The 26060-nt window shown below is 65.7% G+C and carries 22 protein-coding genes and 2 tRNA genes; 6 read left to right on the plus strand and 18 right to left on the minus strand.

Going from position 1 to position 26060, the window contains the following annotated elements; all coding sequences use genetic code 11:
- Positions 1 to 6: 6 nt before the first annotated feature.
- The gene (locus tag QZL87_RS09720; RefSeq protein WP_295318706.1) at positions 7 to 1155 is read left to right on the plus strand and encodes a cell wall hydrolase; all 1149 of its coding nucleotides are present in this window, start codon (positions 7 to 9) and stop codon (positions 1153 to 1155) included.
- A gap of 346 nt (positions 1156 to 1501) precedes the next feature.
- Here the strand turns inward: QZL87_RS09720 and QZL87_RS09725 are convergent, their stop codons facing one another.
- Together QZL87_RS09725 and ettA are read right to left on the minus strand one after the other, a co-directional pair.
- A complete protein-coding gene (locus tag QZL87_RS09725; protein ID WP_295318709.1) occupies positions 1502 to 1894 on the minus strand; it encodes a PaaI family thioesterase in 393 nt (130 codons plus the stop codon).
- Between the two features lie 58 nt (positions 1895 to 1952).
- On the minus strand, positions 1953 to 3632 hold the full coding sequence (ettA, locus tag QZL87_RS09730; protein ID WP_295318711.1) for an energy-dependent translational throttle protein EttA: 1680 nt from the start codon (positions 3630 to 3632) through the stop codon (positions 1953 to 1955).
- 132 nt (positions 3633 to 3764) lie between these two features.
- Here ettA and QZL87_RS09735 point away from each other — a divergent pair, with 132 nt between their 5' ends.
- The 3 genes from QZL87_RS09735 (at position 3765) to QZL87_RS09745 (ending at position 6969) form a co-directional block, all read left to right on the plus strand.
- The gene (locus QZL87_RS09735) at positions 3765 to 5162 is read left to right on the plus strand and encodes a M28 family peptidase (RefSeq protein ID WP_295318714.1); all 1398 of its coding nucleotides are present in this window, start codon (positions 3765 to 3767) and stop codon (positions 5160 to 5162) included.
- A 147-nt stretch (positions 5163 to 5309) separates the two neighbouring features.
- Positions 5310 to 5585 (plus strand): hypothetical protein, encoded by a 276-nt coding sequence (locus QZL87_RS09740; RefSeq protein WP_295318715.1) that lies wholly within the window; start codon positions 5310 to 5312, stop codon positions 5583 to 5585.
- A gap of 175 nt (positions 5586 to 5760) precedes the next feature.
- The gene (locus QZL87_RS09745; protein ID WP_295318719.1) at positions 5761 to 6969 is read left to right on the plus strand and encodes an erythromycin esterase family protein; all 1209 of its coding nucleotides are present in this window, start codon (positions 5761 to 5763) and stop codon (positions 6967 to 6969) included.
- Here the strand turns inward: QZL87_RS09745 and QZL87_RS09750 are convergent.
- The 5 genes from QZL87_RS09750 to QZL87_RS09770 all read right to left on the minus strand — a co-directional run bounded on the left by QZL87_RS09750 (position 6970) and on the right by QZL87_RS09770 (position 11455).
- Positions 6970 to 7046, minus strand: a tRNA-Pro gene (locus tag QZL87_RS09750).
- Positions 7047 to 7083: 37 nt separating this feature from the next.
- A complete protein-coding gene (locus tag QZL87_RS09755) occupies positions 7084 to 8559 on the minus strand; it encodes a M20 family peptidase (protein ID WP_295318721.1) in 1476 nt (491 codons plus the stop codon).
- Between the two features lie 69 nt (positions 8560 to 8628).
- Positions 8629 to 8704: transfer RNA gene (locus QZL87_RS09760), tRNA-Ile, on the minus strand.
- 65 nt (positions 8705 to 8769) lie between these two features.
- Positions 8770 to 9795, minus strand: a complete 1026-nt coding sequence (locus tag QZL87_RS09765; protein WP_295318724.1) for a polysaccharide deacetylase family protein — start codon at positions 9793 to 9795, stop codon at positions 8770 to 8772.
- Positions 9796 to 9829: 34 nt separating this feature from the next.
- Entirely contained in the window at positions 9830 to 11455 is a 1626-nt protein-coding gene (locus QZL87_RS09770) for a histidine kinase dimerization/phospho-acceptor domain-containing protein (protein ID WP_295318726.1), read from the minus strand.
- A 184-nt stretch (positions 11456 to 11639) separates the two neighbouring features.
- Here QZL87_RS09770 and QZL87_RS09775 point away from each other — a divergent pair, with 184 nt between their 5' ends.
- Entirely contained in the window at positions 11640 to 12113 is a 474-nt protein-coding gene (locus tag QZL87_RS09775; protein ID WP_295318730.1) for an Lrp/AsnC family transcriptional regulator, read from the plus strand.
- A 66-nt stretch (positions 12114 to 12179) separates the two neighbouring features.
- On the opposite strand, the gene QZL87_RS09780 is transcribed toward QZL87_RS09775, so the two are convergent.
- Positions 12180 to 13604, minus strand: a complete 1425-nt coding sequence (locus QZL87_RS09780) for a tetratricopeptide repeat protein (protein WP_295318732.1) — start codon at positions 13602 to 13604, stop codon at positions 12180 to 12182.
- Between the two features lie 61 nt (positions 13605 to 13665).
- Entirely contained in the window at positions 13666 to 13962 is a 297-nt protein-coding gene (locus tag QZL87_RS09785; protein ID WP_295318734.1) for an Hpt domain-containing protein, read from the minus strand.
- A gap of 68 nt (positions 13963 to 14030) precedes the next feature.
- Here QZL87_RS09785 and QZL87_RS09790 point away from each other — a divergent pair, with 68 nt between their 5' ends.
- Positions 14031 to 16385: a hypothetical protein gene (locus tag QZL87_RS09790; protein ID WP_295318736.1), complete on the plus strand. Its 2355-nt coding sequence runs from the start codon at positions 14031 to 14033 to the stop codon at positions 16383 to 16385.
- 313 nt (positions 16386 to 16698) lie between these two features.
- Here QZL87_RS09790 and QZL87_RS09795 read toward each other — a convergent pair whose 3' ends face one another.
- The 9 genes from QZL87_RS09795 to QZL87_RS09835 are packed head-to-tail and all read right to left on the minus strand — an operon-like array spanning position 16699 to position 26050.
- Positions 16699 to 16959 carry a DUF1467 family protein gene (locus QZL87_RS09795; protein WP_295318738.1) on the minus strand — a complete coding sequence of 87 codons (261 nt, stop codon included), beginning with the start codon at positions 16957 to 16959 and terminating at the stop codon, positions 16699 to 16701.
- 15 nt (positions 16960 to 16974) lie between these two features.
- Positions 16975 to 18609 carry a ribonuclease J gene (locus QZL87_RS09800; protein WP_295318741.1) on the minus strand — a complete coding sequence of 545 codons (1635 nt, stop codon included), beginning with the start codon at positions 18607 to 18609 and terminating at the stop codon, positions 16975 to 16977.
- Positions 18606 to 19391: a type III pantothenate kinase gene (locus QZL87_RS09805; protein WP_295318744.1), complete on the minus strand. Its 786-nt coding sequence runs from the start codon at positions 19389 to 19391 to the stop codon at positions 18606 to 18608. The genes QZL87_RS09800 and QZL87_RS09805 overlap by 4 nt, the downstream gene beginning before the upstream one ends.
- A gap of 2 nt (positions 19392 to 19393) precedes the next feature.
- Complete coding sequence (locus QZL87_RS09810; RefSeq protein ID WP_295326829.1) at positions 19394 to 20197, minus strand: biotin--[acetyl-CoA-carboxylase] ligase; 804 nt, start codon at positions 20195 to 20197, stop codon at positions 19394 to 19396.
- A complete protein-coding gene (gene nuoN, locus QZL87_RS09815; protein ID WP_295318745.1) occupies positions 20119 to 21552 on the minus strand; it encodes an NADH-quinone oxidoreductase subunit NuoN in 1434 nt (477 codons plus the stop codon). Before nuoN ends, QZL87_RS09810 begins: the two co-directional genes overlap by 79 nt.
- Positions 21549 to 23102 carry an NADH-quinone oxidoreductase subunit M gene (locus QZL87_RS09820; RefSeq protein ID WP_295318747.1) on the minus strand — a complete coding sequence of 518 codons (1554 nt, stop codon included), beginning with the start codon at positions 23100 to 23102 and terminating at the stop codon, positions 21549 to 21551. The genes nuoN and QZL87_RS09820 overlap by 4 nt, the downstream gene beginning before the upstream one ends.
- Positions 23099 to 25132, minus strand: coding sequence for an NADH-quinone oxidoreductase subunit L (gene nuoL / locus QZL87_RS09825; protein WP_295318749.1), 2034 nt, complete (start codon positions 25130 to 25132; stop codon positions 23099 to 23101). Before nuoL ends, QZL87_RS09820 begins: the two co-directional genes overlap by 4 nt.
- A gap of 4 nt (positions 25133 to 25136) precedes the next feature.
- The gene (gene nuoK / locus QZL87_RS09830) at positions 25137 to 25442 is read right to left on the minus strand and encodes an NADH-quinone oxidoreductase subunit NuoK (protein ID WP_003051614.1); all 306 of its coding nucleotides are present in this window, start codon (positions 25440 to 25442) and stop codon (positions 25137 to 25139) included.
- Positions 25439 to 26050, minus strand: coding sequence for an NADH-quinone oxidoreductase subunit J (locus QZL87_RS09835; RefSeq protein WP_295318753.1), 612 nt, complete (start codon positions 26048 to 26050; stop codon positions 25439 to 25441). The genes nuoK and QZL87_RS09835 overlap by 4 nt, the downstream gene beginning before the upstream one ends.
- Between the last annotated feature and the right edge of the window lie 10 nt (positions 26051 to 26060).

Here is a 26060-nt window from a genome sequence, read left to right on the forward strand (position 1 = left end):
CTCGCGATGCGCCTTGACGGCGATCAACCCGTGCCGCTGCGGCGCGACTGGACGGGCTGGCTGTTCGTCCTGCTCGCCGTCGCGGCGGTCACCGGCGTGCTGTACGCCAATGGCGAAAGGGACGGCGCGCGCTATATCGCGCGGCCGCATCCGGTGGCGCCGCCCGCCGACGTCGTCCCCGACGCGCCGCCGATGGAGCTCGCGCCAGTGACCGAGGCCGACGCGCGCGCGCAGAATGCGAAGATTGCGCTGATCACCAAAGGCTTCGTCGCCGCGCGGCCCTTCGTCTATACCGGCGGGGGCGACGCCAAGGCGCGCGCGCGCGACTGCCTGGCCGCCGCGATGCTCTATGAGGCGGGCGACGATGCCAGGGGACAGCAAGCGGTCGGACAGGTCGTGATCAACCGCGCCCGCCACCCCGCCTTCCCCAAATCGATCTGCGGCGTCGTGTTCCAGGGATCGGAGCGCGCGACCGGCTGTCAGTTCACCTTCACCTGCGACGGCGCCCTGAGCCGCCGCTACTCGGACGCGGCGTGGCAACGCGCGCGCAATAACGCCGATCTGATGCTGGCGGGCGGGACTTATCCGGCCGTCGGGCTCGCCACCCATTATCACACCGACTGGGTGCGCCCCTATTGGAGCGACAGCCTCGAGAAGATCGCGATCGTCGATACGCATCTCTTCTTCCGCTGGCCGGGCTATTGGGGAACGCCCGGCGCCTTTCGCGGCGCCGTATCGGGCAGCGACGGGCCGGTGGCGAAGCTCGCGGCGATTTCGCCGCTCCACGCCATCGCGCTCGGCCTGCCGACCGACGTCGCGCCCGCCGATGCCAATGCGGCGGTGGGCGAAGCCCGCGTCGTCATCGGCGCCGGCGCGGCGGCGGGCCGCGACACCATCTATACCCAGCTCGACCGCAAGGCCGCGCCCGAAAGCTTCGTGACCACCGCGCTGCGCCTTTGCGGCGACAAGCCCTATTGCAAATTCATGGGCTGGACCAACCCGACCCTGAAGCCCGACAGCGACGCGATGACCGACACGCAGCGCGCCGCGATGAGTTTTTCCTACCTCCGCGACGACAAGGCGGGGTTCGAAAAGGCGCTGTGGAACTGCAGCGAATATAAGCGCGACGACACGCGCCAGTGCATGAAGCGGTAGCGGCGGCGTTCCGATAGCGGCTGCTTTGGGTGGAGAGCTGCCGTTGATCCAAATCAGGCCCTCCCCTTCAGGGGAGGGCGGCGAGACTTGCCAGCTTGCTGGCTTAGTCGCAGCGGGTGGGGGCCATCGGCCTCGCACAAGGCCGACAGCCCCCACCCCAACCCCTCCCCTGAAGGGGAGGGGCTTGTTTTTCAGCTATGTCCGTAACCAGCCGGTTTCAGCCTCTCGTCATCCCGGACCTGATCCGGGATCCATTCTTCCCGACGCCCGCGTGAATGGCCCCCGGGTCAAGCCCGGGGTGACGATGTAAGATGGGCCAGCCTCCGGTCGAAAACCGCCCTCTTTCTCACGGAATCGCGTAGGTCACATTCGCCTGCCCGACGGGCCGGTCGGCATCGTCGGTCCATATCCGCACGTCCATCACCGCAAGCCGCTTGCCGAGCCGCAGCATAGATGCGTCGGCGAAGAGCGGCCCCGGACGGCACGGGCGCAGGAACTGGTAATTGAGCGCGCTCGTCACCGCCATCGCGACCGGGCCGATATGCGCGAGGACGAGCGCATAGGCCGCCATGTCGGCAAAGCCCATCTGCGTCGGGCCCGAGATCAGCCCGCCGGGGCGCAGCGCCTTGTCATTCGGGTCCATCCGCGCCTGAATGTGCCCCGGAGCCGCCGATATCACATAGCCGCGCGAACCCGGCTCGGAATGCGGAAACGCCTGCTTCATGAACTCGTTGAGCACGTCCGCGTCCAAACGGATCGCGCTCGACGATATGGGTGCGACCTCTCCCCCCATCGGCTTAGCGCGACAGCTTCTTGTAGGTCGTCGCGTGCGGGCGCGTCGCGCCTTCGCCCAGACGGCGGATCTTGTCCTCTTCATAGGATTCGAAATTGCCTTCGAACCATTCGACATGGCTGTCGCCTTCGAACGCGAGGATGTGCGTCGCAAGACGGTCGAGGAAGAAGCGGTCGTGGCTGATGACCACCGCGCAGCCCGCGAAATTCTCGAGCGCTTCCTCGAGCGCCGCGAGCGTTTCGGTGTCGAGGTCGTTGGTCGGTTCGTCGAGTAGCAGCACGTTGCCGCCCTGCTTCAGCATCTTCGCCATATGAACGCGGTTGCGTTCGCCGCCCGACAGCTGGCCGACCTTCTTCTGCTGGTCGGTGCCCTTGAAGTTGAAGGCGCCGACATAGGCGCGCGTCTGCATCTCGTGCTTGCCGATCGACATCATGTCGTGGCCGCCCGAGATTTCCTCCCAGACATTCTTGTTCGGATCGAGCGCGTCGCGGCTCTGGTCGACATAGCCGAGGCGGACGGTGTCGCCGATCGACACGCTGCCATTGTCGGGCTGTTCCTGCCCGGTGATCAGCTTGAACAGGGTCGACTTGCCCGCGCCATTCGGCCCGATGACGCCGACGATACCGCCCGGCGGCAGCGTGAAGGACAGATCCTCGAACAGCAGCTTGTCGCCATAGGCCTTCGAGATATTATTGACCTCGATCACCTTGCCGCCGAGGCGCTCGGGCACCTGGATGACGATCTGCGCCTTGCCGGGGGCGCGGTTTTCCTGCGCCTCGACGAGCTGGTCGAAGCTCTTGATACGCGCCTTCGACTTGGCCTGGCGGGCCTTCGGCGACTGCCGGATCCATTCGAGCTCGTCCTTGATCGCCTTCTGGCGCCCCTGGTCCTCGCGCGCTTCCTGTTCGAGGCGCTTGCCCTTCTTTTCGAGATAGGTCGAATAATTGCCTTCATAGACGAAGTAGCGGCCGCGATCGAGTTCGAGGATCCAGTTCACGACATTGTCGAGGAAATAGCGATCGTGGGTGACGAGGATGACGTTGCCCGGATAATCGACGAGATGCTTTTCGAGCCACGCGACGCTCTCGGCGTCGAGGTGGTTGGTCGGTTCGTCGAGCAGCAGGATCGAGGGCTTTTCGAGCAGCAGACGGGTCAGCGCGATGCGGCGCTTTTCGCCGCCCGACAGATTCTCGACGCTCCAATCGCCGGGCGGGCAGCGCAGCGCCTCCATCGCGATTTCGAGCTGGTTGTCGAGCGTCCAGCCGTCGACCGCGTCGATCTTTTCCTGCAGCTCGCCCATTTCGGTCATCAGCGCGTCGAAATCGGCGTCCTCGGGCGGATCGGCCATCAGTGCGCTGATCTCGTTGAAGCGGTCGAGCATGTCGGCGACGGGGCGGACGCCGTCCATGACATTCTCCTTGACCGTCTTATTGGGATCGAGCTGCGGCTCCTGCGCCAGATAGCCGACGGTGATGCCCTCGCCCGGCCAGGCTTCGCCCGCGAAATCCTTGTCGATGCCCGCCATGATCTTCATCAGCGTCGACTTGCCGGTGCCGTTCGGGCCGACGATGCCGATCTTGGCGTCGGGATAGAATTGCAGGCTGAGATTGTTGAGCGTCGGCTTCTGCGCGCCGGGATAGGTCTTGGTCAGACCCTTCATCACGAAACTATATTGGGCGGCCATGGGCTATGCTCCGAATGCTGGCTGGGCCGCGCGGTGCGGCCGGGAGAGATATTGCGCGCCGGTTAGCGAATGGGGGCGCGATTGGCAATCGGCGCTTGCCCGGAACCGGAGCGCACCGCTAGGAAAGCGCCCATGCACATCATCCGCCCTGCCTGCCTCGCCGGCATCGCCGCCCTCCTCCTCTCCACCAGCCTCACCGTCGGTGCGTCCGCCTCGACCCAGCCGTCGCCAAGCGCGGTCGACCTCGCGCAGCAGGGCGACGACCCCGCTTGGGCGATCACCGAGGCGCTGACCACCGAAATCGGGCCGCGGCAGGCGGCCACCGAGGCTGAAGCCGCAGCGCGGCGCTGGGCGGTCGCACGGCTTACGGCCATGGGGTTCCAGAATGTCCGTGAAGAGCCGTTCATGATGCCGACCTGGGTGCGCGGCGCCGAAGAAGCCTCGCTGATCGGCCCGTTCCAGCCGCAAAAGCTGCACATCACGGCGCTCGGCACCAGCGCCTCGACCGGCCCCGGGGGCCTGGAAGGCGAAATCGTCTATTTCGAAAGCTATGACGCGCTCGTCGCGGCGCCCGACCATCAGGTTAAGGGCAAGATCGTCTTCATCGATCATCAGATGAAGGCCGCACAGGACGGAAGCGGCTACGGCCAATACGGCCGCGCGCGCTTTATCGGCGCCAATGTCGCGGCCAAGAAGGGCGCGATTGCAACGGTGATCCGCTCGATCGGGACCGACAGCCATCGCGCGCCGCACACCGGCGGCACCAATTTCGAGACCGGGGTAAAGCCGATCCCGGCGGGCGCGCTCTCCAATCCCGACGCCGACCAGCTCGTCCGCCAATGGAAACGCGTGCGCACGGGTGGCGCCGGACCGCTGCGGATGAAGTTGCTCCTGACCCCGAAGAATCTCGGTCAGCAGCGTTCAGGCAACGTCATCGCCGAAGTCCCGGGCAGCGACCCCGCCGCGAGCCCGGTCATCATCGCCTGCCATCTCGACAGCTGGGACCTCGGCACCGGCGCGATCGACGACGCGGCGGGCTGCGGCATCATCACCGCCGCCGCCAAGCATGTGATGACGGCGGGCCAGCCGCGCCGCACGATCCGCATATTGTGGGCGGGCGCCGAAGAGGTCGGCGTGTTCGGCGGCAAGGCCTATTTCGACGCGCACGGCAAAGAGAAGCATGCGGTCGCGCTCGAATCCGACTTCGGCGCCGATCGCGTGTGGCGCATCGATTTCAAGCTGCCCGACAGCGCCAAGGCTCTTTCGGATCGGCTCGCGGCCGCGGTGATGCCTTTCGGCGTCGTGCGCGGCCGGCAGCCGGCGAACGGCGGCGCCGACATCGGCGCGCTCGTTCGGGCGGGCGTTCCGGCGGTCGATCTGGCCCAGGATGGGACGCGTTATTTCGACCTGCACCACACGCCTGACGACACGCTCGACAAGATCGACCCTGTCCAATTGCGGCAGAATGTGGTGGTCTGGAGCGCGGTTCTGGCGATTCTCGCGAACAGCGAGGATAGCGAACTTCCGTGACGGTTACGGATAAATGACAGATTCCCGCGCGCGCCGGCCATCTCAATTATTTTTGTTGACGATTCACGCGGAAAGGCTAAATCCCGCCGCTCGCGGTACGGGAAGTTTTCCCGGACGCGGAAAGGCATTTTAGGGAGCCCACACATCATGAAGAAGTTTGCTGCTATCGCCGTTGCTGCCAGCATGTTCGCCCTCGCCGCTTGCGGTGAAAAGGCTGCTGAAGAAGCCACCACCGAAGCTCCGGCCGCTGAAGCGGTTGCTGAAGAAGGCGCCGACGCCGCTGCTGCCGGCGCCGAAGCCGCTGCCGCTGGTGCCGACGCTGCTGCCGCTGGCGCCGAAGCCGCTGCTCCGGCCGACGCCGCTGCGACCGCTGAAGCTCCGGCTGCCGACGCCGCTGCTGCTCCGGCCGAAGAAGCCAAGTAAGTCGCAGCCCTTCGGGGCATCGACCGAAACGAAAAAGGACGGTCTTCCTTCGGGAAGGCCGTCTTTTTTTGCGCTGTAGGGTTTCGGAGTTATGGAGATGAGAGAAGAGTGAGTTAGAGACCGCCTCCTTCACCGCAGGCGCCTTATCCGCCTGTTTGACGCCTCGGAGTCACCGGTGACACGCATCTTGCTTACGCGTTTCGTTCAAATTGCCGCAGCGGCTCTGTCATTCACCGCGCCGGCAGCATCGCCCGCTTCCGGCTTGGGCGGCGAGTCCGCGGCCGCGCCGTTTGACGCGGCATCGCTACCGCGCTCGATCGGGCCGCGAATTATCGCCATCGGTGAATCCTCGCACGGTAACGAGGATATGCTTCAAGCCCGCAATCGGCTCATCATGCAACTTGTCGATCGGGAGGCAATATCATGGGTCGCGCTCGAGACGGGATATGCCGAGGCGCGATTGCTCGACCGCTTTGTCAGAGGCGATGCCGGCGAGCCGGAAGAGGTCGCCACGCGCGGGTTCACATCAGGTTTTGGCAAGCTGGCCGGCAATGTTTCCCTCCTACGGGAGTTGCGGGCGGCCAATCTGACGCGATCGGAGCAGCAGCGGGTCGGAATCATCGGGATTGATCTGAGCCTCGGCGGCCCGCTCGCCAGCGCGCCGACGATGGCGCCGGCGATGTGCGCCTTGGAAGGGGTAGAAAATCCCATGCGCCGAGAAGCACTGACGAGGAAATTCGCCGACGCTGTGAAACCAGGCTTGGCTGGCCCCTCCGTAACAGATGAACAGAAAGCCGCTTTTCGCAAGGTCAATGATCGGCTTCAGGCTTCGTTGGCACCGACCGCCTCGTTCGAGGCGCGTGCATGCGCCCGGATTGTTGCGCAGAGTGCTGCTGTTCTTGATGCGCTACCCAAGGTGGTCACGCCCGGATCGATCCCGTCTGACGCATGGATATCCGTTTCGCGCCGGGACGAGGCTATGGCAGCGAACGCGTTAGCCGCTTTCCGGCGGTCGACCGACAAAAGCGTGCTGTTGTTTGCGCATACAAGCCATGTGTTGAAATCGCCCCGACGCGGCGGGCAATGGAGCACCCAGGCCCGCCCGCCACGGAGCATGGGCGAGGTTTTGCAAGAGCGCCTTCGCGGCAGATACACGGTCATAGCGCAGATCGAGCGAGCGCCGGCGAGCGGCGCGGCGGCTCCGGATCTGGTCGACGCGCTGGCAATCAAGTGCGCCGGGCCATGCGTCGTCCTCGTTCCTGAGCGGTGGAAGGAAGAGGGGCCGGCGTTCCGCATCGGCATAAACGGTATCGACGAACAGATCGTCGATATCGACGCTGCGGACGGCTTCCTGCTCGTTCCGTCGAGGCCGAACGGCAGTTAATGGTCGGGGAGACAGGATTCGAACCTGCGACATCTTGCTCCCAAAGCAAGCGCGCTACCGGGCTGCGCCACTCCCCGACGCTGCGGGCGCCTTAGACAGGCTTGGCCCCCAAGTCTATCCCGCAGACGTCGCAATCAGCCGCGCATAGAAATCGATCATGCGTTTGAAGCTGTCGATCGTCATATGTTCGTTGGTGCCGTGGATCATCGCGGTTTGCTTCAGCGTGAAGTGCATCGGCATGAAGCGGTACACATCCTCCGAAATCGGCTCCATGCTGCGGCTGTCGGTCGCGGCGACGACGAGATAGGGCGCGACCACCGCGCCCGGCGCGTCAGCGCGCGCGGCGGCGACGACATATTTCCAGCCCTGCGAGCTGGTCGACGATATGCGCGACGGCTCGTTCGGCGGCTTGACCCAGCTGAGCTCGACCGGCGCGTCGCCCACCGCGGCCTTCGCGCGCGCCATGACGTCGGCCGAGCTGTTCCACGGGGCAATGCGATAGTTGATCAGCGCGGTGGCCGATTGCGGCAGAACATTCTCCTTGGGGCTGCCCTGCAGCATCGTCGGCGCGATCGTGGTGTGAAAGGCTGCCGCCGACGAGGGTGACGTCGATAACTGGTTCTCGACCAGATAGCCGAGCAGCCATTTGTTCGCGACCGCCATCTTCGTCGTGCCACCCTTATGCGCGGCGAGCGCCTCGACCATCGCCGCACCGGGCCCGCGCATCTCGATCGGGAACGGCATTTCGGTAATGTCGAGCACCGCGCGCGCGAGCGTCGTCACCCCGGTTTGGGCGGGCGGCATCGAGCTGTGCCCGCCCGGCGCGTTGGCGGTGACTTTCAGCGTCGCATAGCCCTTTTCGGCGACGCCGATCAGGATGGCGGGGCCGTCGATCACCGGCGTATCGCGCAGCACGACGCTACCCTCGTCGAGCGTATAGAGCGCGCGAACGCCTTCGGCCTTCAGCCTGACGGCGGCCGCAGCGGCGCCCGATCCGCCGGCCTCTTCGTCATGGCCCGAAACGAGATAGATGCCGCGCTTCGGCTGGAAGCCCTGCTTCGCCAACGCCTCGATCGCCTCGAACAGGCCGATCAGCGATCCCTTGTCATCGACGGTGCCGCGTCCCCAGACGGCCTTTTCGGCGATCGTCCCGGCGAAGGGCGGATATTTCCAGTCACCCTCGGTCCCCTCGGTCACCGGCACCACATCCTGATGCGCCATGACGATGATCGGCGCGAGCGACGTGTCGCTGCCCGGCCAGTGATAGATGAGCGTGCGGTTCGGCAGGATCGTGCGCGCCATCGTTTGATGTGTGGCGGGATAGGTCGCCGCGAGCCATGCGTGCAGCTTGTCCCATTCGGCGATGTCGTTGTCGGCCGCGTCCTGATGCGAGATCGTCCGGAGCTGCGCCGCGGCGCTCAAATGGGCGACCGCGGCGTCCAAATCATAGGCCGGCACCGCGGCAAGCCGCACATCGCTGCCGTCGGCGATATTCTTTGGCGCAAAGGTCGCGGTGCGCACCGCCACCGTTCCGGCCCCAATCGCGATGATCGCAAGCCCCCCGATCAGGATCGCCCGCCTCTTCCCCATGTCCCTCTCCTTCTGCGAGCGCAATGGACCGCGATCGGTTTCGATTTGCAAGGGAAATGGTGAAAGGAGTGGTGGGCCCGGCAGGACTCGAACCCGCAACCTAGCCGTTATGAGCGGCCAGCTCTAACCATTGAGCTACAGGCCCCCTAAACCCGGTCGGGGGATGTGCGGGCGATAGCGGACGGCGCGGCGCATTGGCAAGCGCCAACCTCAGCGCGCCGCCTTTCGCTCGGCCATCGCCAATATTTCCGCGGCGGTCGTCGGTTCGACCCCGCGCCGCGCGAGATGGCCCAGCACCACGTCCCACCAGCGATAGAAAAGGTCGAGGTCGGCCTGGCTGCGGACATAGGGCGTGTTGCCCGGCTGGAGCGATGGCGAATGGAAGGAGAAGTTCAGCACCGGGAGGCGCAGGTCGATGGCGATGTCGATCGCGCGGCACGCGCGCTCGGCCGGGATGCCTTCGGGGGTCAGCGCGATCCGCTCGACGAGCCCGAGACGCGCGAGCGCGGCGCCGGCGTGCGTCCCTTCGCGCGCGATCCGGTGGTACACGCCGCGGCCGGCTCTACCGAAAAGGCCGCCGAACACCGTGGTCACCGGAATCTCGAGCACCGCACCCTGCCCCGCCTTGACCCACCAGGGATGGAGCGGCGCCTCGCGATAGTCGGGACCATGGCCGGCGCGATAATCGAAGCCGCTGCGAACCGACGTGTCGCAGCGAAAGCCGAGTTCGGCAAGCATCGCCGCCGTTTCGGGCCCCAGGCCATAGCGTCCGGCGCGATAGGCGGTGGGTTGGACGCCGAACCGGTCGCGGATCGCATCGCGCAGCGCGGTCATCTTGGCGCGCTGCAGGCTGACGGGCAGGTTGCCGGTATAGCTGTTCCGTTCGCTGACCTCCTCCTCGTATGGCGGGGTGACCCACGGGTGCAGCTGCGCCCCGATCTCGCAGCGGCCGGCCTGCTGCGCGGCGCCCAATATCTCGGCGGCGCGGTCGTGGGTGACGATCGGCCAGTCGACGAGATAGATGGGCGTCACGCCCGCGCGCTCGAAATAGCCCTGGCATTCGGCGAGCGCGGGCACCGAGGCGAGGCGATAGCCGGTGCGCGCGAAGGGCGCGTCCCAGTCGAAATCCTCCTCGGTGTCGATCGTGATCCAGAAACGCGGCGCCTCGCCCGCATCGAGCGCGATCAGCTCCGATGCGGCCGGATATGCAAAGAAACTGCCCGCAGGCTGCACCACGCCCCCCTTGTTGTCAGGCTCCGGCCCCTCCGGCCTATTCGCCCTGCTGCGCCTCCAGCCCGGCCTCGGCCTTCGAGTTGGCGGAGGGCAGGTGCAAGGTCAAGGCGTTATGCCCGATATCGAGCCGTCCGCCGATCGCGCGGGCGAGGCTGTCGACGAGGCGGAGCGAGAAGCCGAGGCTGAGCACCGCGGCGCCCGGCGCTTCGCCTTCGGGACTGAACCCCGGATCGAGCAGGTCCGCCGCCGTCGCGAAACGGATCGCCGCGGGGCGGACGATCCGCAGCTGGAGCATGTCGTCGTGCCGCGATTCGGTGACCAGCTGCCCCACCAGAATCGCACCCGGTTCGGACACATCGACGAGCGCGGTGAGCAGCCGCCCGACCATGCGCCGCACGTTGGCATCGACGGCGCGCCCAAGGAAGGGACCGCCGACGCGCGAGATGCTGAGCTCGACGCGCTGGTCGGCGAGCAGCCCGGCAAGATCGCTTTCGATCTGCGTCACGATGGCGCCGATGTCCGCCACCTCTTCGGCGGGCTGCACGGGAGGCGCGGCGTCGCTGCGCGCCGCGGTTTCGAGATCGTCGATGATCGCCTGAACCGATGCGGCATCGGCGACGATCGCGTCGGCCATCGCGCGATAGCTTTGGCTCACCGGCCCGAACATCTGTCCCGAGATGATCTGCGCGAAGCCCGAAATCGCGTTGAGCGGGCTGCGCAGCTCGTGGATCAGCTGGCGGATCGAATCGCCCGAATCTTCGGCCGCCGTCCGGCCATAGGGCGTTTCATTGCGGTGCGGGCGCCGTGCGCTCGCGCGATAGCCGCGGAACTGCCCGGTCGCGGGGTCGAACCAGGGAAGCGCCGAAAAGCGCCATTCGCCGGCTTCGGCGGGAGTCCCTTCCAGCAGCATGCGCGCATTGATGATCTCCGCCCGCTGGCGGAAGGCGCCGGCGGCGACGCCATCGGTGCCGGGCTCGCCGCCGAAGGCTGCCTCGGCGATCGACAGCCCGATCACCGCGCCGCGCGTCACGCCGTCGACCCAGTGGATCACGCCGTCGGGCCCGGTTTCGAACAGGAAGGCCGCGCGCGGCGGGCGCGGCACGGCGGGCTGGCCGCGGGTCGACTGAAATTTGTCGATCCGGCGAACAAGCTCGCTGATCTGGCTCGGACCGCTGTCGGCAACGGATTCGGGCTCCGCTGGCGCGACCTGCACCGGTTCATCGGCGGCCACGCTCTCGGGCTGCGGCAAGGCGACCGAAGCACTGCCGAGGCTGGCGAGCGCGCGGCCAACACTGTCCGGCAGGTCGCGGCGCCCCGCAAGCACCGACCGCGCCATCGCGCCCGTCGCGGGCAGCAGCGCGAGCCAGTCGGCTTCGGAGAGCCGTACCTCGCGCAGCATGATCGCCGATACCGCCGGAACATCGTTGGCATAAAGCGCGACGAGCGGCGCGAAACGGCCGTGGCGCGCGAGCGCGCGCGCGCAATCGCGGCGGACGGATTCGGGGACCCGTGGTCGCAATACGGCGAGCGCGTGCAGGCTGCGGCGAATATCGTCATCGCCCAGTTGATTGCCGCGCTGAGCCAGAATATCGGAGAGTTGCCGCCACGCGGTGATGCTCGCACGGCGATCCGCCGGCGCCTGGCGCAAGATGGTCGCAATCATCGAGTCAGCGGTCACGCGAAATCAGCCCCACACCGTCGGTCGTTGGTTAGCATATGCTTACCGGCTAGCGTGAATCATACGGTCATGAAAGTGCCTTAACCTTCCGCGTCGCATTGTGGGACAATTGCAATCGCCTGAAATAATATTATGGTCATCGCAATTTTGGAAAGCGGAAGTTTCAACGATGGCGAGTCAGAAATTCGATCAGATTGATTTGCAGATATTGGGCGAGCTGCAGAAAAACGGGCGGATGACGAATGTCGAACTGGCACAGATGGTGGGGCTGACGGCGCCGCCCTGCCTCCGCCGCGTGCGGGCGCTCGAGGAGTCGGGCGTGATCCGTTCCTATCACGCCGACCTCGACGCCGCGAAGCTCGGCTATGGCATCACCGTCTTTGCGATGGTCAGCCTGCGCAGCCAGGCCGAATCCGATCTGAAGGCGTTCGAGGATTATGTCGGCGGCCTCGCCGAAGTGCGCGAATGCTATATGCTGAACGGCGAAATCGACTTCCTGCTCAAGGTCGTGGCCCGCGACCTGCAGAGCTTCCAGGCTTTCCTGACCGCGCACCTGACTTCGGCGCCCAACGTCACGAGCGTGAAGACCTCGCTGACGATTCGCACCGCCAAACAGCTCGCCGGCATTCCCGTCGAGACCTGATTCTTCGCGACATGAAAAAGGGCGCCGCTCCGGTCCGGAACGGTGCCCTTTTCATCGACCGCCGGTTCAGCCGCTCGTGGCGGGGGCGGCCGCGGGCGTCGCAGCGGCAGGCGCGGCTGCCGGCGTGTCGATCTTCACCGTCCACAGATCGGCAAGCCGCTTGCGGGACCCGGTCACCTGCGCGAAGCTGGCCTTCGCACCCGCGACATCGCCCGATTGCGCCTGCGCCACGCCCAGGCGATAGGTCCAAAGATCCTTGTCGCCGCCGGCCGCCAGTGCGGCCTTGTACAGCGGGATGGCATCGGCATAGCGGCCGTACCCGACCATCGCGTCGCCCGTCGCGCCGGCGACCTTGGGGTTCGACAGCGTCGACGGCTTTTGCGCATAGGCGGTGAGCGTCGATTCCTCGTCGCCCATACGCTCGGTCTGGCTGGTCAGAAGCTCGTTAAACTTCGCGTCGCTGGCCGGGATCACACCGCCCTGCTTGCCGGCCTTGATCAGCGAGACGACCTCGCCCGGCAGCGCGGCTTCGGTCGCGAGCGCGGCATATTCCGCATATTCGGGACGCTCCTGCATCGCGCCGGTCGCGCGCATCAGGCGAAATATGTCGAGCCCGACTTCCTTGTCCTGGTTCGCCTGCAGCGCGATGAAGAGCGTCTGACGCCAGACCGTCGGCTGGTTATAGTCGCGCAGGCGCATCGTCATCAGGTCGAGCACTTCATTGGTGCGCTTCGCAGCCTGCAACGCCTTGACCGGGCGCACATACAGCTCGTCCGACGGACGCTGCCCGGCGGCGCGGCTCGCTTCGATCGCGGCCTTGGCGGTCGCGAGACCCTGGTCGACCTGTCCGGCGTTCAAATAGCTGTCCATCAGCAGCACGGGCACATTGGGTTCGGTCGAACCCGCGGCCTTGGCGGCTTCAAGGCGCTTGATCGCCTTCGGATAATCCTTGGCGCCATAGGCGAAATTGCCCGAGAAGAAGTTGTAGACGGCCAGATTTTCGGGCGGCGTGCGGCCCGAATCGAGCATCGCGTCGAGCGCCTGCGCCTGAATCGCCTGGTCCTTGTTCAGGATGCCGAGCTGGAGCTGATAGAAAGCGGCGAGATATTTATCGTCCGGCGTCGTGGCGGCGCCCTGCCCTTCGGTCAGTGCGGCCTGAAGCGCCGCGGCATCCTTTGCCGTCGTGGCCTCGGTCATCTTCTTGAGCGCGGGCGCGAATCCCTTGCTGGCCGAGAGGCCCTGGCCTTTTTCCTCCTCTCCCTTCTTCGGCTTTTCCTTGGCAGCGGCCGGAAGGGCGGTCGTCATCAGCGCGCAGCCCAGCACGGCAGCCATCGCCGTCGCGGACATCGAGCGGAAACGGGTGAACATCGAAATCTCTCCTTTGAACTCGGCCACCGTCGCCTCCGCGCGCAAATCGGGCGCGCGCAGGTTCGGCCGCGCGTCGATAACGCGGCTAACCCCGACGCGTTGCCATGGCAAGACAGCGGACATCGATATTTCACTGGCGGAGGGCGGCTGAACGGGAATTGAACCCGCTTCATCGGTCCGCGGGTCAGGCGATCTCGTCGATCGTCTGGTTGATCCGGCGCAATATGGCGGGATCGCCCGGCGCGCCCGCCATTGCCGCTTCGGCGAGTTCGATCAGCGGGATGATGCCGAACGTCGCCGCGAGCCCTTTCAACCGGAGCGCCGCCACGTCCCAGTTCGCGTCGCAGCGCGCGCGGCGCATCAGGTCGGCGAGGTCCCGCGCGCTGCCGGTAAAGGCGCCGCGCAGGTCCATCGCCATCGCCGGATCGTCGCCGAAGGCGGCGCTCAGATAGCGATCGAGGGGGCCACTGTCGAACGACATTCCACAGCTTTGACATCTTGTGGTTAAGTTTCCGTTTCATGGCGGCCATTTGATGCTAGGATTGCGGGATGACAGGGGAAAAGAAAATCGTTGGTTTGTGGCGGGATTCCGCGGCGAACCAGGACGCGGACAGCGCGGCGCCGGCGGCGCCGGCGGCGCCCGAAGCCTTGGCCGCGCCCGAGGCGGCGGTGCCCGTCGAACGGGATTGGCTCGATATGTCCTCGCTGAACGACGCCGAAGCCGCCGAGGATGCGCCGCCGCCGGCATGGCGCGACCGCACTTTCCCTGCCCTGTTCGCCCTTCTCGCGATCGGCTGGACGGGTTTCGCGCTCGCGGCGGCGACCGGGGGCTTCGCGCGCGGCCCGGCGCTCGCCGACTGGCCGCTGCTGATCGCGACGATCGCGATGCCGCTGACCTTGCTCGCGGTGTTGTGGTTGCTCCTGCTGCGCTCGGGCCGGTCCGAACAGGCGCGCTTCGCCCGCGTCGCCGCGGCGTTGCGCGAAGAGAATATGGCGCTCAACCAATCGATGCACGCGCTCGGCCTGCACCTCGCCGATGCGCGGAAACAGCTCGGCGAACAGGCGAAGCTCGTTCAGCAGCTCGGTCTCGATACCGTCTCGCGCCTCACCGAAAGCAGCGACAAACTGGCGAGCAACGCCTCGGTGATCGCCAACGCCCACGACCAGCTCGCGCGGTCGGGCGATGTCGCGCTGCAGCGGATGGACGGGCTGCTCGCCGGCTTGCCGCGAATCGACGACGTCGCCCAGCGGCTGGCGGTCAATTTCCGCGAAGCCGGGCTCGTCGCGCACCAGCAGGGCGCCAACCTCGAGGCGCGGCTCGCCGCGCTGGGCGAGGAAGCCGCCAAGGCCGCGCAGACGAGCGAGACTTCGACCGCAAGCATTCTCGAGGCGATCGTCGCGCTACAGGGGCAGGCCAAGGAGACCGAGTCCGACCTGCTCGCCGCTTCGGCACAGGTCACCGACGCGCACGACGCCGCGCTCGCCCATATGACGAACGTCGCCGGTTCAGCCCGCGATGAGATGAGCTCGACCGTCGCGGCGATGACCGCCGAGATCGAAAAGGGCTGGCAGCGGTTCCGCGACGGCGTCGACACCGCCGCCGCGCAGATGGATGCGAGGCTCGCGGCGGCGCGTGAAGCGGGCGATGCGATGGGCGCCCAGCTTGTCGCGCACGCCGACGCCAGCGATGCGCTCGCCGCGCGCATCACCGCGCATGTCGCCGACGTCGGCCAACAGCTCGAGGTCCTCGATGTCAGCGTCACGGCCAGCACCGGCGTCATCAGCCGCGCGATCGGCGACACCAAGACGCAGCTCGGCGCTTTCATGGAAGAAGTGCAGAGCGGCAACGCCTCCGCGCACCAACTCATCGGCCATGCCGAATCGCTTTTGCTCGCGCTCGACGCGGTGACGCGCGAGCTCGACGAGACGCTGCCGCACGCGCTGGGCCGCATCGCCGCGCACGGCCAGACGACGCAAACGGCCTTGTCGCAATTGCGCCCGCTGCTCGACGCATCGGAGCTTGTGGCGCAGTCGACGGTGTCGCACGTCAACGCCGTGCAGACGACGCTCAAGGCGAACGAAGAGCAGATGGCGGGCCATGCGGCCAGCCAGCAGGAACTGGCCGACCGCATCAACGGCGCGCTGGCGGACGCCGAAACCGCGCTCGCAAGGCTGCGCGAGGGCGCCAACAACTTCGCCGAACAGGGCGGCGCGCGGATGATCGCGACGCTCGGCGAAGTCCGCGCCGCGGCCGATTCGGCGGCCGACGAAGCGCGGCTGACGCTCGAAAAGCTGGTGTCGGGCGCGCGCGACGCGATGCAGGCGACCGCGACCGGCGCGATCGACGCGGCGTTCAAGAATGAAGTGCTGGCGCAATTGAACGCGATCGAAGAGGCTTCCGCCCGCGCCGTCGCCGCGGCCAATGGCGCCGCCGACCGGCTGATGCGCCAGCTGATCACGATCATGGACACGAGCGCGAGCGTCGAGCAGCGCGTGAGCGAGGCAGAACAGGCGATCGCCGCATCCGACCGCGATTCGCTCGCCAAGCAGGTCGGCCTCTTGACCGAGGCGCTCAAATCGACCGCGATCGACGTCACCAAGATCCTGTCAAGCGAGGTCAGCGACACCGCCTGGGACGCCTATCTCAAGGGCGACCGCGGCGTCTTCGCGCGGCGCGCGGTCAAGCTGGTCGACAATAGCGAGGCCAAGGAAATCCTGCGCATCTATCAGGCCGACGATGATTTCCACGCGGCGGTGAACCAGTTCATCCACGATTTCGAGGCGATGCTGCGCCTGCTGATCGGCGCGCGCGACGGATCGGCGATCAGCGTGACCTTGCTGTCATCCGACATCGGCAAGCTCTATGTCGCGCTGGCGCAGGCGATCGACCGCCTGCGGAATTGAACCTGCCGCGAACGGTCGCATGCGACTGGTTGCGGACCTATCTTTCATCGTCACCCCGGACTTGATCCGGGGTCCATTCATGCGGCGTGGAAAGAATGGATCCCGGATCAAGTCCGGGATGACGAATGTCTGAGATCGGCCGATTGTGACCTCTTGCATCGTCATCCCCGCGAAAGCGGGGACCCAGAGCGTGCGTGGGCTGATCCCAGACTGGGTTCCCGCTTTCGCGGGAATGACGAATGTTGGGGATGGCAATAATCCACCCCAAAGCCGACGATGTCAGAGCGACAATCGAGCCTGTCGGGGGAAGAACTCAGGCCCGCCCGGTCAGCACGTCGGGGTCGGCCCAGCCGTTGACATAGGCGACATAATATAACCCGAAGGCGACCGTCGCGACGATCGTCATCTGCAGCAATATCCGCCCGGGACGGAAGGTCGCGGGCGCGCCCGGCTCCTGCCCGCGCACCAGCGGGGTCGCGTCGTCGCTCGCGCGCCGTCCATGAAAGGGCAGCACGAAAAAGGCGCTGAACGCCCAGAACAGCAGATAGATGGCGAGCGCCGAGGTCCATTTCATCGCTATTGCCCCTGATCAGATATCGACGAGCATGACATCGACGACAGGCTTCTTGCCCGTCCAGTCGGTCGCGATGCGGCGCACGCCGAGGCGGATCGCCTCGCGTAGCTTGTCCTCGTCGCGCGCGGGGCCCGTCGCCGCCTGCTCGGCCGCTTCGCGCATTTCGTCGATAAAGGCTTCGCGCTCGTCCTCGACCGGCACGCCGCGATAGCTGATCGCGCTTTCGACGAAATTCTTGCCCGAGAAGATCGCCGCAACGGTGATATGACCGTTGAGCGACAGCTTGCGCCGCTCGTTGATCGTCTCGCCGTCGGCGGGCAGGATAACGTCGCCGTCGAGGATCAGCCGCCCCGCACGCACGCGCTCGACGATCTTGGCTGTTCCCGGCGCCAGCCGCACCAGATCGCCATTTTCCTGCACCAGCGCGTCGGGGACGCCGCGCTCGAGCGCGAAGCGCGCCTGTTCGTGCATATGGCGGATCTCGCCATGCACCGGCACGACGAGCTTCGGCCGCAGCCAGCCGTAAAGCGCCGCAAGCTCGGGCTGCCCCGGATGGCCGCTGACATGGATATGCGCCTGCTTCTCGGTCACCGTCAGCACGTCCTTCGCCGCGAGCTGGTTCATGATCCGCCCGATCGCGACCTCGTTGCCCGGAATCTGCTTCGACGAGAAGACGACGGTGTCGCCCGCCTCGAGCTTGATCTGATGGATGTCGGCCGCCATGCGCGCGAGCGCCGCGCGCGGTTCGCCCTGCCCGCCCGTGGCGATCACCATCACCTTGTCGCGCGGCAGGCGCATCGCTTCGTCGAAATCGACCGTCGGCGGAAAATCCTTGAGATAACCCACCGAGCGCGCGACGCCGAGGATGCGGTCGAGCGAGCGCCCGGCGACGCACAGCGTGCGCCCGGTCGCCTTCGCAACCTCGCCCAGCGTTGCGAGCCGCGCGGCGTTCGAGGCGAAAGTGGTGACGACCACCCGGCCCTTCGCCGCGCCCACCGCCTGCTCCAATCCTTCGCGCAATGCGCCCTCGCTGCCCGAGGCTTCGGCGTTGAAAGCGTTGGTCGAATCGCAAACGAGCACGTCGACGCCTTCGTCGCCGATCGCGGTCAGCGCCGCCGCCGTTGCAGGCTGCCCAAGGATGGGCTCCTCGTCGAGCTTCCAGTCGCCGGTATGGAAAACGCGGCCGTAAGGCGTGTCGATCACCACCGCGCTCATCTCGAGGATCGAATGCGCGAGCGGGACCAGCCGGATGCCGAAGGGGCCGATCTGCAGGCTGGCGTCGATGTCGACGACCTTGATCTCGACCTCCTTCTCCAGCCCTTCTTCCGCGAGTTTGTGCGCGATCAGCCCCGCGGTGAAGCGGTTGGCATAGAGCGGCACGCCAAGGTCGGCGGCGAGATAGGGGATCGCGCCGATATGATCCTCGTGCCCGTGGGTGAGCACGATGCCGAGCAGGTCCTGCTTGCGATCCTCGATGAACTCGAGATCGGGCATGACGATGTCGATGCCGGGATAATCATGGCTGCCAAAGGTCACGCCGAGGTCGAGCATGATCCACTTGCCGTCGCAACCATAGAGATTGGCGTTCATGCCGATCTCGCCCGAACCGCCCAAAGCGAGGAAAAGCAGCTCCTTGTCCGGAGTCGTCATGTCATTGGCTTCCGTTGATTATAAAGGTGCATCAGCCCGTTCAGCGTCAGATCGGGTTCGATACGATCGAACAGGTGCGCCTGTTCCTGAAAAAGCGTCGCGAGGCCGCCGGTCGCGACGACGGTGAGCGGCTTGCCGATCTCCGCCTTCATGCGCGTGATGAGCCCTTCCATCATCGCGACATAGCCCCAATAAACGCCGATCAGCATCTGGCTTTCGGTCGTCCGCCCGATCACGCTGTCCGTCGCGGGCGCCTCGATCGCGATACGCGGCAGCTTGGCGGCGGCGGCGACCAAGGCTTCGAGCGACAGGTTGACGCCGGGCGCGATGATTCCGCCCATATAGGCGCCGTCGGGACCGATATGGTCGAGCGTCGTCGCGGTGCCGAAGCTGATGACCAGCTTGTCCTTGCCGGGCTCGACCGCCTGCGCCGAAATCGCGTTGACCGCGCGGTCGGCGCCGACCGACTGCGGCTCATCGACCTTGAGCGCGATGCCCCAGCTCACCGGCTCGCGACCCGCGACCAGCGCATCGACGTCGAAATATTTGTGCGCCAGCAGCTGGAGATTGTGGAGCGCGCGCGGCACGACGGTCGAGATGATGACAGCGTCGACCTCGGCGCGATCGTGCCCCTCGATCCGCATCAGCTGGTCGAGCCACACCATATATTCGTCGGCGGTGCGCCGGTCGTCGGTCGCGATACGCCAGCGCGCGAGCAATGCGGTGCCGCGGAAGAGCGCGAATTTGGCGTTGGTGTTGCCGACGTCGATCGCAAGCAGCACGGCTATTCCCCCTTTTTGACCGGGCGGCGGAGTTCGATGTCGCCCGCGTGGATCAGCATGACTTCCCCGTCCGCACGGCGCAAGCGCAGCGCGCCGTCAGGGGCGAGCCCGTCGAAGGTGCCGTCGATGCCCTGTTCGGACACGCGAAGCGGCGTCCCGACCGGATGGCCGAGCGGCAGCCAGGCGCGCACGATGCTTTCGACGCCTTCCTGCCGCCAGGTCCACAGCGCATCGGCCATCGCGACCGCCAGCGCCTCAGCAAAGCGGTCCCGGTCGACCGCGATGCCGGCGCCGGCGAAGGAAAAGGTCGCGCGGTCGGGCAGTTCGGGCGCCGAAGCCAGATTGACCCCGACCCCGACCACCACCGCATCGCCGCTGCGTTCGAGCAGGATGCCCGAACATTTGGCGCCATCGACGAGCAGGTCGTTCGGCCATTTGAGCTGCAGCGGAACCGCGGGCGCGAAGATCGTCACGACCTTCGCCAGCGCGACCGCGACGACGAGCGCCAGCGTCGCGGGCGACGGATCCGCGGCGGTCAGCCTGACGACGGTCGAGCCCATGAAATTGCCCTGTCCGTCGCCCCACGCGCGGCCGAGCCGTCCGCGTCCGGCGGTCTGGCGGTCGGCGACCAGCCAATGCCCTTCGCCGACATGCTCGCCGCCTGCCAGCCGCGCCAGCAGGTCGGCGTTGGTCGAGCCTGTCTGCGCGATACGCTCGATCGGCGGGATCAGAAGAGCACCGCCGCCGCGCTGGCCGAAAGCACCGCCAGCGCCGGGATGAAGAGATAGCCGATGACCGAGAGCCAGAGCGCGCTCGCGGTGATCACCGCATCCTCGACGATCGCGCCGCCGCCCTTGGGAAATTCGGTGTCCGACTTGTCGTCGAAATACATCGTCTTGATGATCGCGATATAATAGAAGGCGCCCATCACCGATGCGACGATGCCCGCGACCGCCAGCGGTACGAGGTTCGCGTTCACTGCGGCCTCGAACACCAGATATTTCGGCCAGAAGCCGAAGAGCGGGGGGATGCCCGCGAGGCTGAACAGGAACACCGCCATCGCCGCGGCCAGGCCGGGGCGACGCTGCGAATAGCCCGCGAGCGCCGGGATGCTCTCGATCTGATTGCCCTTGTCGTCGCGTAGTTGCAGCACGACCAGGAAGCTGCCAATCGTCGTCACGAGATAGACGAGCAGATAGGTCAGCACGCCCTCGACCCCCTGCTGCGTCCCCGCCGCCAGGCCGATCAGCATATAGCCGACATTGTTGATCGACGAATAGGCAAGCAGGCGCTTGATATTCTTCTGCCCGATCGCACCGACCGCGCCGAGGATGATCGAGGCGAGCGACAGGAAGATCATGATCTGCTGCCATGCGCCGACCGCAGGCCCCATCGCGTCGATCACCACGCGCGTCATCAGCGCCATCGCCGCGACCTTGGGGGCGGTGGCGAAGAAGGTCGTCACCGGGGTCGGTGCGCCCTCATAGACGTCGGGCGTCCACATGTGGAACGGCACCGCGCTGATCTTGAAGCCGAGGCCCGCGAGCACGAAGACGATGCCGAAGATGAGCCCGATATTGAGTTCGCCGCCCATGACCTTCGCGATGCCTGCGAAATCGGTGGTGCCCGAAAAGCCATAGAGCAGCGAGATGCCATAGAGCAGCATGCCCGATGCGAGCGCGCCGAGGACGAAATATTTGAGGCCTGCTTCGCTCGACCGCTCGTCGGTGCGCATGAAGCTCGCAAGCACATAGGCGGCAAGGCTGTTGAGCTCGAGCCCGACATAGAGCGTCATCAGGTCGCGCGCCGAGGCCATGATGCCCATGCCGAGCGCGGCGAACAGGATCAAAGTCGGATATTCGGCGCGCATCCCGCTGTTGAAAAAGCGCGGTGCGATGACGATGCAGACAAAGCTCGCCGCATAGATCAGCAGCTTCGCGAAGCCGCCGAAGCCGTCGACCGAGAGCGTGCCCGAAAAGACGGTCGCCTCGACGCCGAACAGCGCGACGACCGCGGCCGAAGCGGCGGCGAGCGTGAGCAGCGCGCTGAGCTGATAGAGGCCGACCTGTCGGTCGCCTAGGAAGGTGCCGAGCATCAGCGTGATCAGCCCGCCGATCGTCAGGATCAGTTCGGGCCAGATGAGCATCAGGTCGGCGGTCATTGGACGCCTCCTGCGTGGCTGGATCCGTGGGCGGTTTCACCATGCGCCGCGGCAGGCTTGGGCTTGCCGGCGGCGAGGTGCGCATCGCCGGCGGGCTTCGCGGGAGCGAGGCGTGCGACGACCGTCGTCACGTCGCCGCGCATCGGCGCGAGGAAGCTTTCGGGATAGACGCCCATCCACAGCGCCACGGCGGCGAGCGGGGCCATGATCGCCCATTCGCGGGGATTGAGATCGGGCATCGCCTTCACATCGTCCTTGGTGAGTTCGCCGAACACGACGCGGCGATAGAGATAGAGCATGTACGCGGCGCCGAGGATGATGCCGGTGGTGCAGACGAAGGCGACGACGCTCGACGCTTCGTAGATGCCGGCGAGGCTCAGGAATTCGCCCACGAAGCCGCTGGTGCCCGGCAGGCCGATCGACGCCATGGTGAACAGCATGAAAAACAGCGCATAGGCCGGCATGTTCACCGCGAGCCCGCCGTAACGGTCGATCTCGCGCGTGTGGAGCCGGTCATAGATCACGCCGACGCAGAAGAAGAGCGCGGCCGAAACGACGCCGTGGCTGAGCATGATGATCAGCGCGCCCTCAATCCCCTGCTGGTTGAACGCGAAGAGGCCGGCGGTGACGATCGCCATATGCGCGACCGACGAATAGGCGATCAGCTTCTTCATGTCGCTCTGCACCAGCGCGACGAGGCTGGTGTAGACCACCGCGATCATCGACAGCGCAAAGACGATCCACATCAGCTGCGCCGACGCATCGGGGAACATCGGCATCATGAAGCGGATGAATCCATAGGCGCCGAGCTTCAAGAGCACGCCCGCGAGGATCATCGACCCCGCGGTCGGCGCCTGCACATGCGCGTCGGGAAGCCAGGTGTGGACGGGCCACATCGGCATCTTGACCGCGAGGCTGGCGAAGAAGGCGAGCCACAGCCACGTCTGCATCCCGACCGGGAAGTCGTAGTTCAGCAGCGTCGGAATGTCGGTCGTGCCCGCTTCCATGATCATCACGATCATCGCGATCAGCATCAGCACCGACCCGAGCAGCGTGTAGAGAAAGAATTTGAACGCCGCATATTTGCGGTTCGCGCCGCCCCAGATGCCGATGATGAAATACATCGGGATCAGGCCGGCTTCGAAGAAGATGTAAAAGAGTAGCAGATCCTGCGCCATGAAGACACCGATCATCACGACTTCCATGATCAGGAACATCGCCATGTAGAGGCCGACACGGCTCTTGATCGCGTCCCAGCTCGCAAGGATGCAGAGCGGCATCAGGAAGACGCTGAGCATGATCAGCATCAGCGCCATGCCGTCGATGCCGAGCGCCCACTGGAAGCGGCCGAACAGGTCGGCGCGCTCGGTGAACTGCCACTGCGCGCCGCCGATGTCGAAATTCGCCCAGAGCACGCAGCCCAGCGCGAAGTCGATCAGCGTCGCGGCGAACGCGATGAACCGCGCATTGCGGTCGCCGGCGAACAGGCAGAGGATGGCGGCGACCGTCGGGACCGCCAGCATCAGCGACAGGATAGGAAGCCCGCTCACAGGAAATTCACCATGGCCCAGCTGGCGAGGCCGACAAGCCCGAGCAGCATCACAAACGCATATCCATAAACATAACCCGATTGCAGCCGGACCGCGAGACGGGTCCCCCCAGCGACGAGCGCCGCGGCGCCATCGGGACCGAAGCGGTCGATGGTGCCTTCATCCCCGCGCTTCCAGAAGAAGCGGCCGATCGCGAAAGCGGGCTTCACGAAGAGGATGTTGTAGAGCTCGTCGAAATACCATTTATTGTACAGGAACTGGTGGAGCAGCTTGAACTGCGCCACGAAACGTCCCGGCAGGCTGGTGTTGCGAATATAGCTGTTCCACGCGAGGAAAAGCCCGATCGCCATCGCCGTGAATGGCGTCCATTTCACCCACAGAGGCACTTCATGCGCGGCGTGCATCAGATGCTCGTCGAACGCGAGGCTGCCCTTCCAGAACGCCATGCCCTCTTCGGGGTAGATGAACTGGTGGTGGAATGCGATGCCCGCGAACACCGCACCGATCGACAGCACGACGAGCGGGATGAGCATCGAAAGCGGGCTTTCGTGCGGGTGATAGCCCGCGGTGCCGTCGCCGTGCGCGTCATGATGATGCGCGTGCGCATGATCGTCATGGCCGTGGTCGTGATCGTCGTGAACCGCGTGCTGGATATGCTCGCTCTGTTCCCAGCGCGCCTTGCCATGGAAGGTCAGGAAGACGAGGCGCCACGAATAGAAGCTGGTGAGGAAAGCGACGAAAACGCCGATCCAGAAAGCGATGACCCCACCGCCGCCGCTCGCATAGGCCGCCTCGAGGATGCCGTCCTTCGAATAGAAGCCGGCAAAGCCCGCAACCCCGGCGATCCCGACGCCGGTGATCGCCAGCGTGCCGAGCATCATTGCCCAATAGGTGATCGGGATCGATTTCCTGAGATTGCCGTAATAGCGCATGTCCTGTTCATGGTGCATCGCATGGATGACCGAACCGGCGCCGAGGAACAGCAAGGCCTTGAAGAAGGCGTGCGTGAACAGGTGGAACATCGCGGCGCCATAGGCGCCCGCGCCCGCGGCGAAGAACATGTAACCGAGCTGCGAACAGGTCGAATAGGCGATGACGCGCTTGATGTCCCACTGCGTCGTCGCGACGGTCGCGGCGAAGAAGCAGGTCGCGGCGCCGACGAACATCACGACGCCCTGCGCGACGTCCGACGTTTCGAACATCGGCGACAGGCGGCACACCATGAAGACGCCTGCGGTGACCATCGTCGCGGCGTGGATCAGCGCCGACACCGGGGTCGGGCCTTCCATCGCGTCGGGAAGCCAGGTGTGGAGGCCAAGCTGCGCCGACTTGCCCATCGCGCCGATGAACAGCAGCAGGCAGAGGATCGTCATCGTGTCGAGACGCATCCCCATGAAGGTAATCGTCGAACCCGCCATCCCCGGCGCGGCGGCGAGGATTTCGGGGATCGAGACGGTGCCGAACACCAGGAAAGTGCCGAAGATGCCGAGCATGAAGCCAAGGTCGCCGACGCGGTTGACGACGAACGCCTTGATCGCGGCGGCGTTGGCGCTCGGCTTCTTGTGCCAGAAACCGATGAGCAGATAGGATGCGAGACCGACGCCTTCCCAGCCGAAGAACATCTGCACCAGATTGTTCGCGGTCACGAGCATCAGCATCGCGAAGGTGAAGAGCGAGAGATAGGCGAAGAAGCGCGGCTGGTCCGGATCCTCCTCCATATAGCCCCAGCTATAGAGGTGGACGAGCGCCGACACCGTCGTGATCACGACGAGCATCACCGCGGTCAGCGTATCGACGCGCAATTCCCAGTTGAACTGGAGCGCGCCCGAGCTGACCCAGTGCAGAACCGGGGTCACCGTCGCTTCGCCGCTTCCGCCCACGAACGACAGGAAGATCGGCCAGCTCAAGGCGCAGCTGACGAACAGCGCGCCCGTTGTGATGATTTTCGACGGCACATTGCCGATCACGCGCTGACCGAGGCCTGCGACAAGCGCCGCGAGCAGCGGCAGGAATACGATCGCCTGGATCACCGGCTTACCCCTTCATCCGGTTGGCATCGTCGACGGCAATGGTGCCGCGGCCGCGGAAATAGATAACGAGAATGGCGAGACCGATCGCGGCTTCACCCGCGGCGACGGTCAGCACGAACATCGAGAAGACCTGACCAACGAGATCGCCGAGCGCCGCGCTGAACGCAACGAGGTTGATGTTCACCGCCAGCAGGATCAGCTCGATCGCCATCAGGATGACGATGATATTCTTGCGGTTGATGAAGATGCCGAGCACGCCGAGCGTGAAGAGCACCGCCGAAACGGCGAGATAATGGCCGACCGAAATCACAATTCCATCCCCTGCCCGACGCCCGGATCGACGAGGCGCGTCGCATCCTCGGGACGGCGCCGGTTCTGCGCCGAAATATTCTGGATGCGAACGCCGCCGCGCGTGCGATGCGTCAGCACGATCGCGCCGATCATCGCGACGAGAAGGACGATACCCGCCGCCTCGAACAGGAAGATGTAGCGCGTGTAGAGCAGTTCGCCGATCTGCTGGATATTGCTCTTGTCGCTGACGACCGGCGCCGCGCGCGCGGCGAGATCGACCCCGCCCGCGCTCCACGCACCGACCGCAAACACCAGCTCGGCCGCCAGGATGATCGCGACGAGCGCGCCGAGCGGCAGATAGCGCACGAAACCGGCGCGCAGTTCGGCGAAATCAATGTCGAGCATCATCACGACAAACAGGAACAGCACCGCGACTGCGCCGACATAGACGATGACGAGCAGCATCGCGATGAACTCGGCCCCCGCGAGCAGCATCAGGCCCGCCGCATTGAAGAAGGCGAGGATCAGCCACATCACGCTGTGGACCGGGTTGCGCGCGAAGATCACCATCGCCGCCGAGGCGATGACGATAGTCGCGAAGAGGTAAAAGGCGATAAGCTGGATCATGTGCGCGCGC

The organism is uncultured Sphingopyxis sp., from assembly GCF_900078365.1.
In the GTDB taxonomy this organism is placed as follows: domain Bacteria; phylum Pseudomonadota; class Alphaproteobacteria; order Sphingomonadales; family Sphingomonadaceae; genus Sphingopyxis.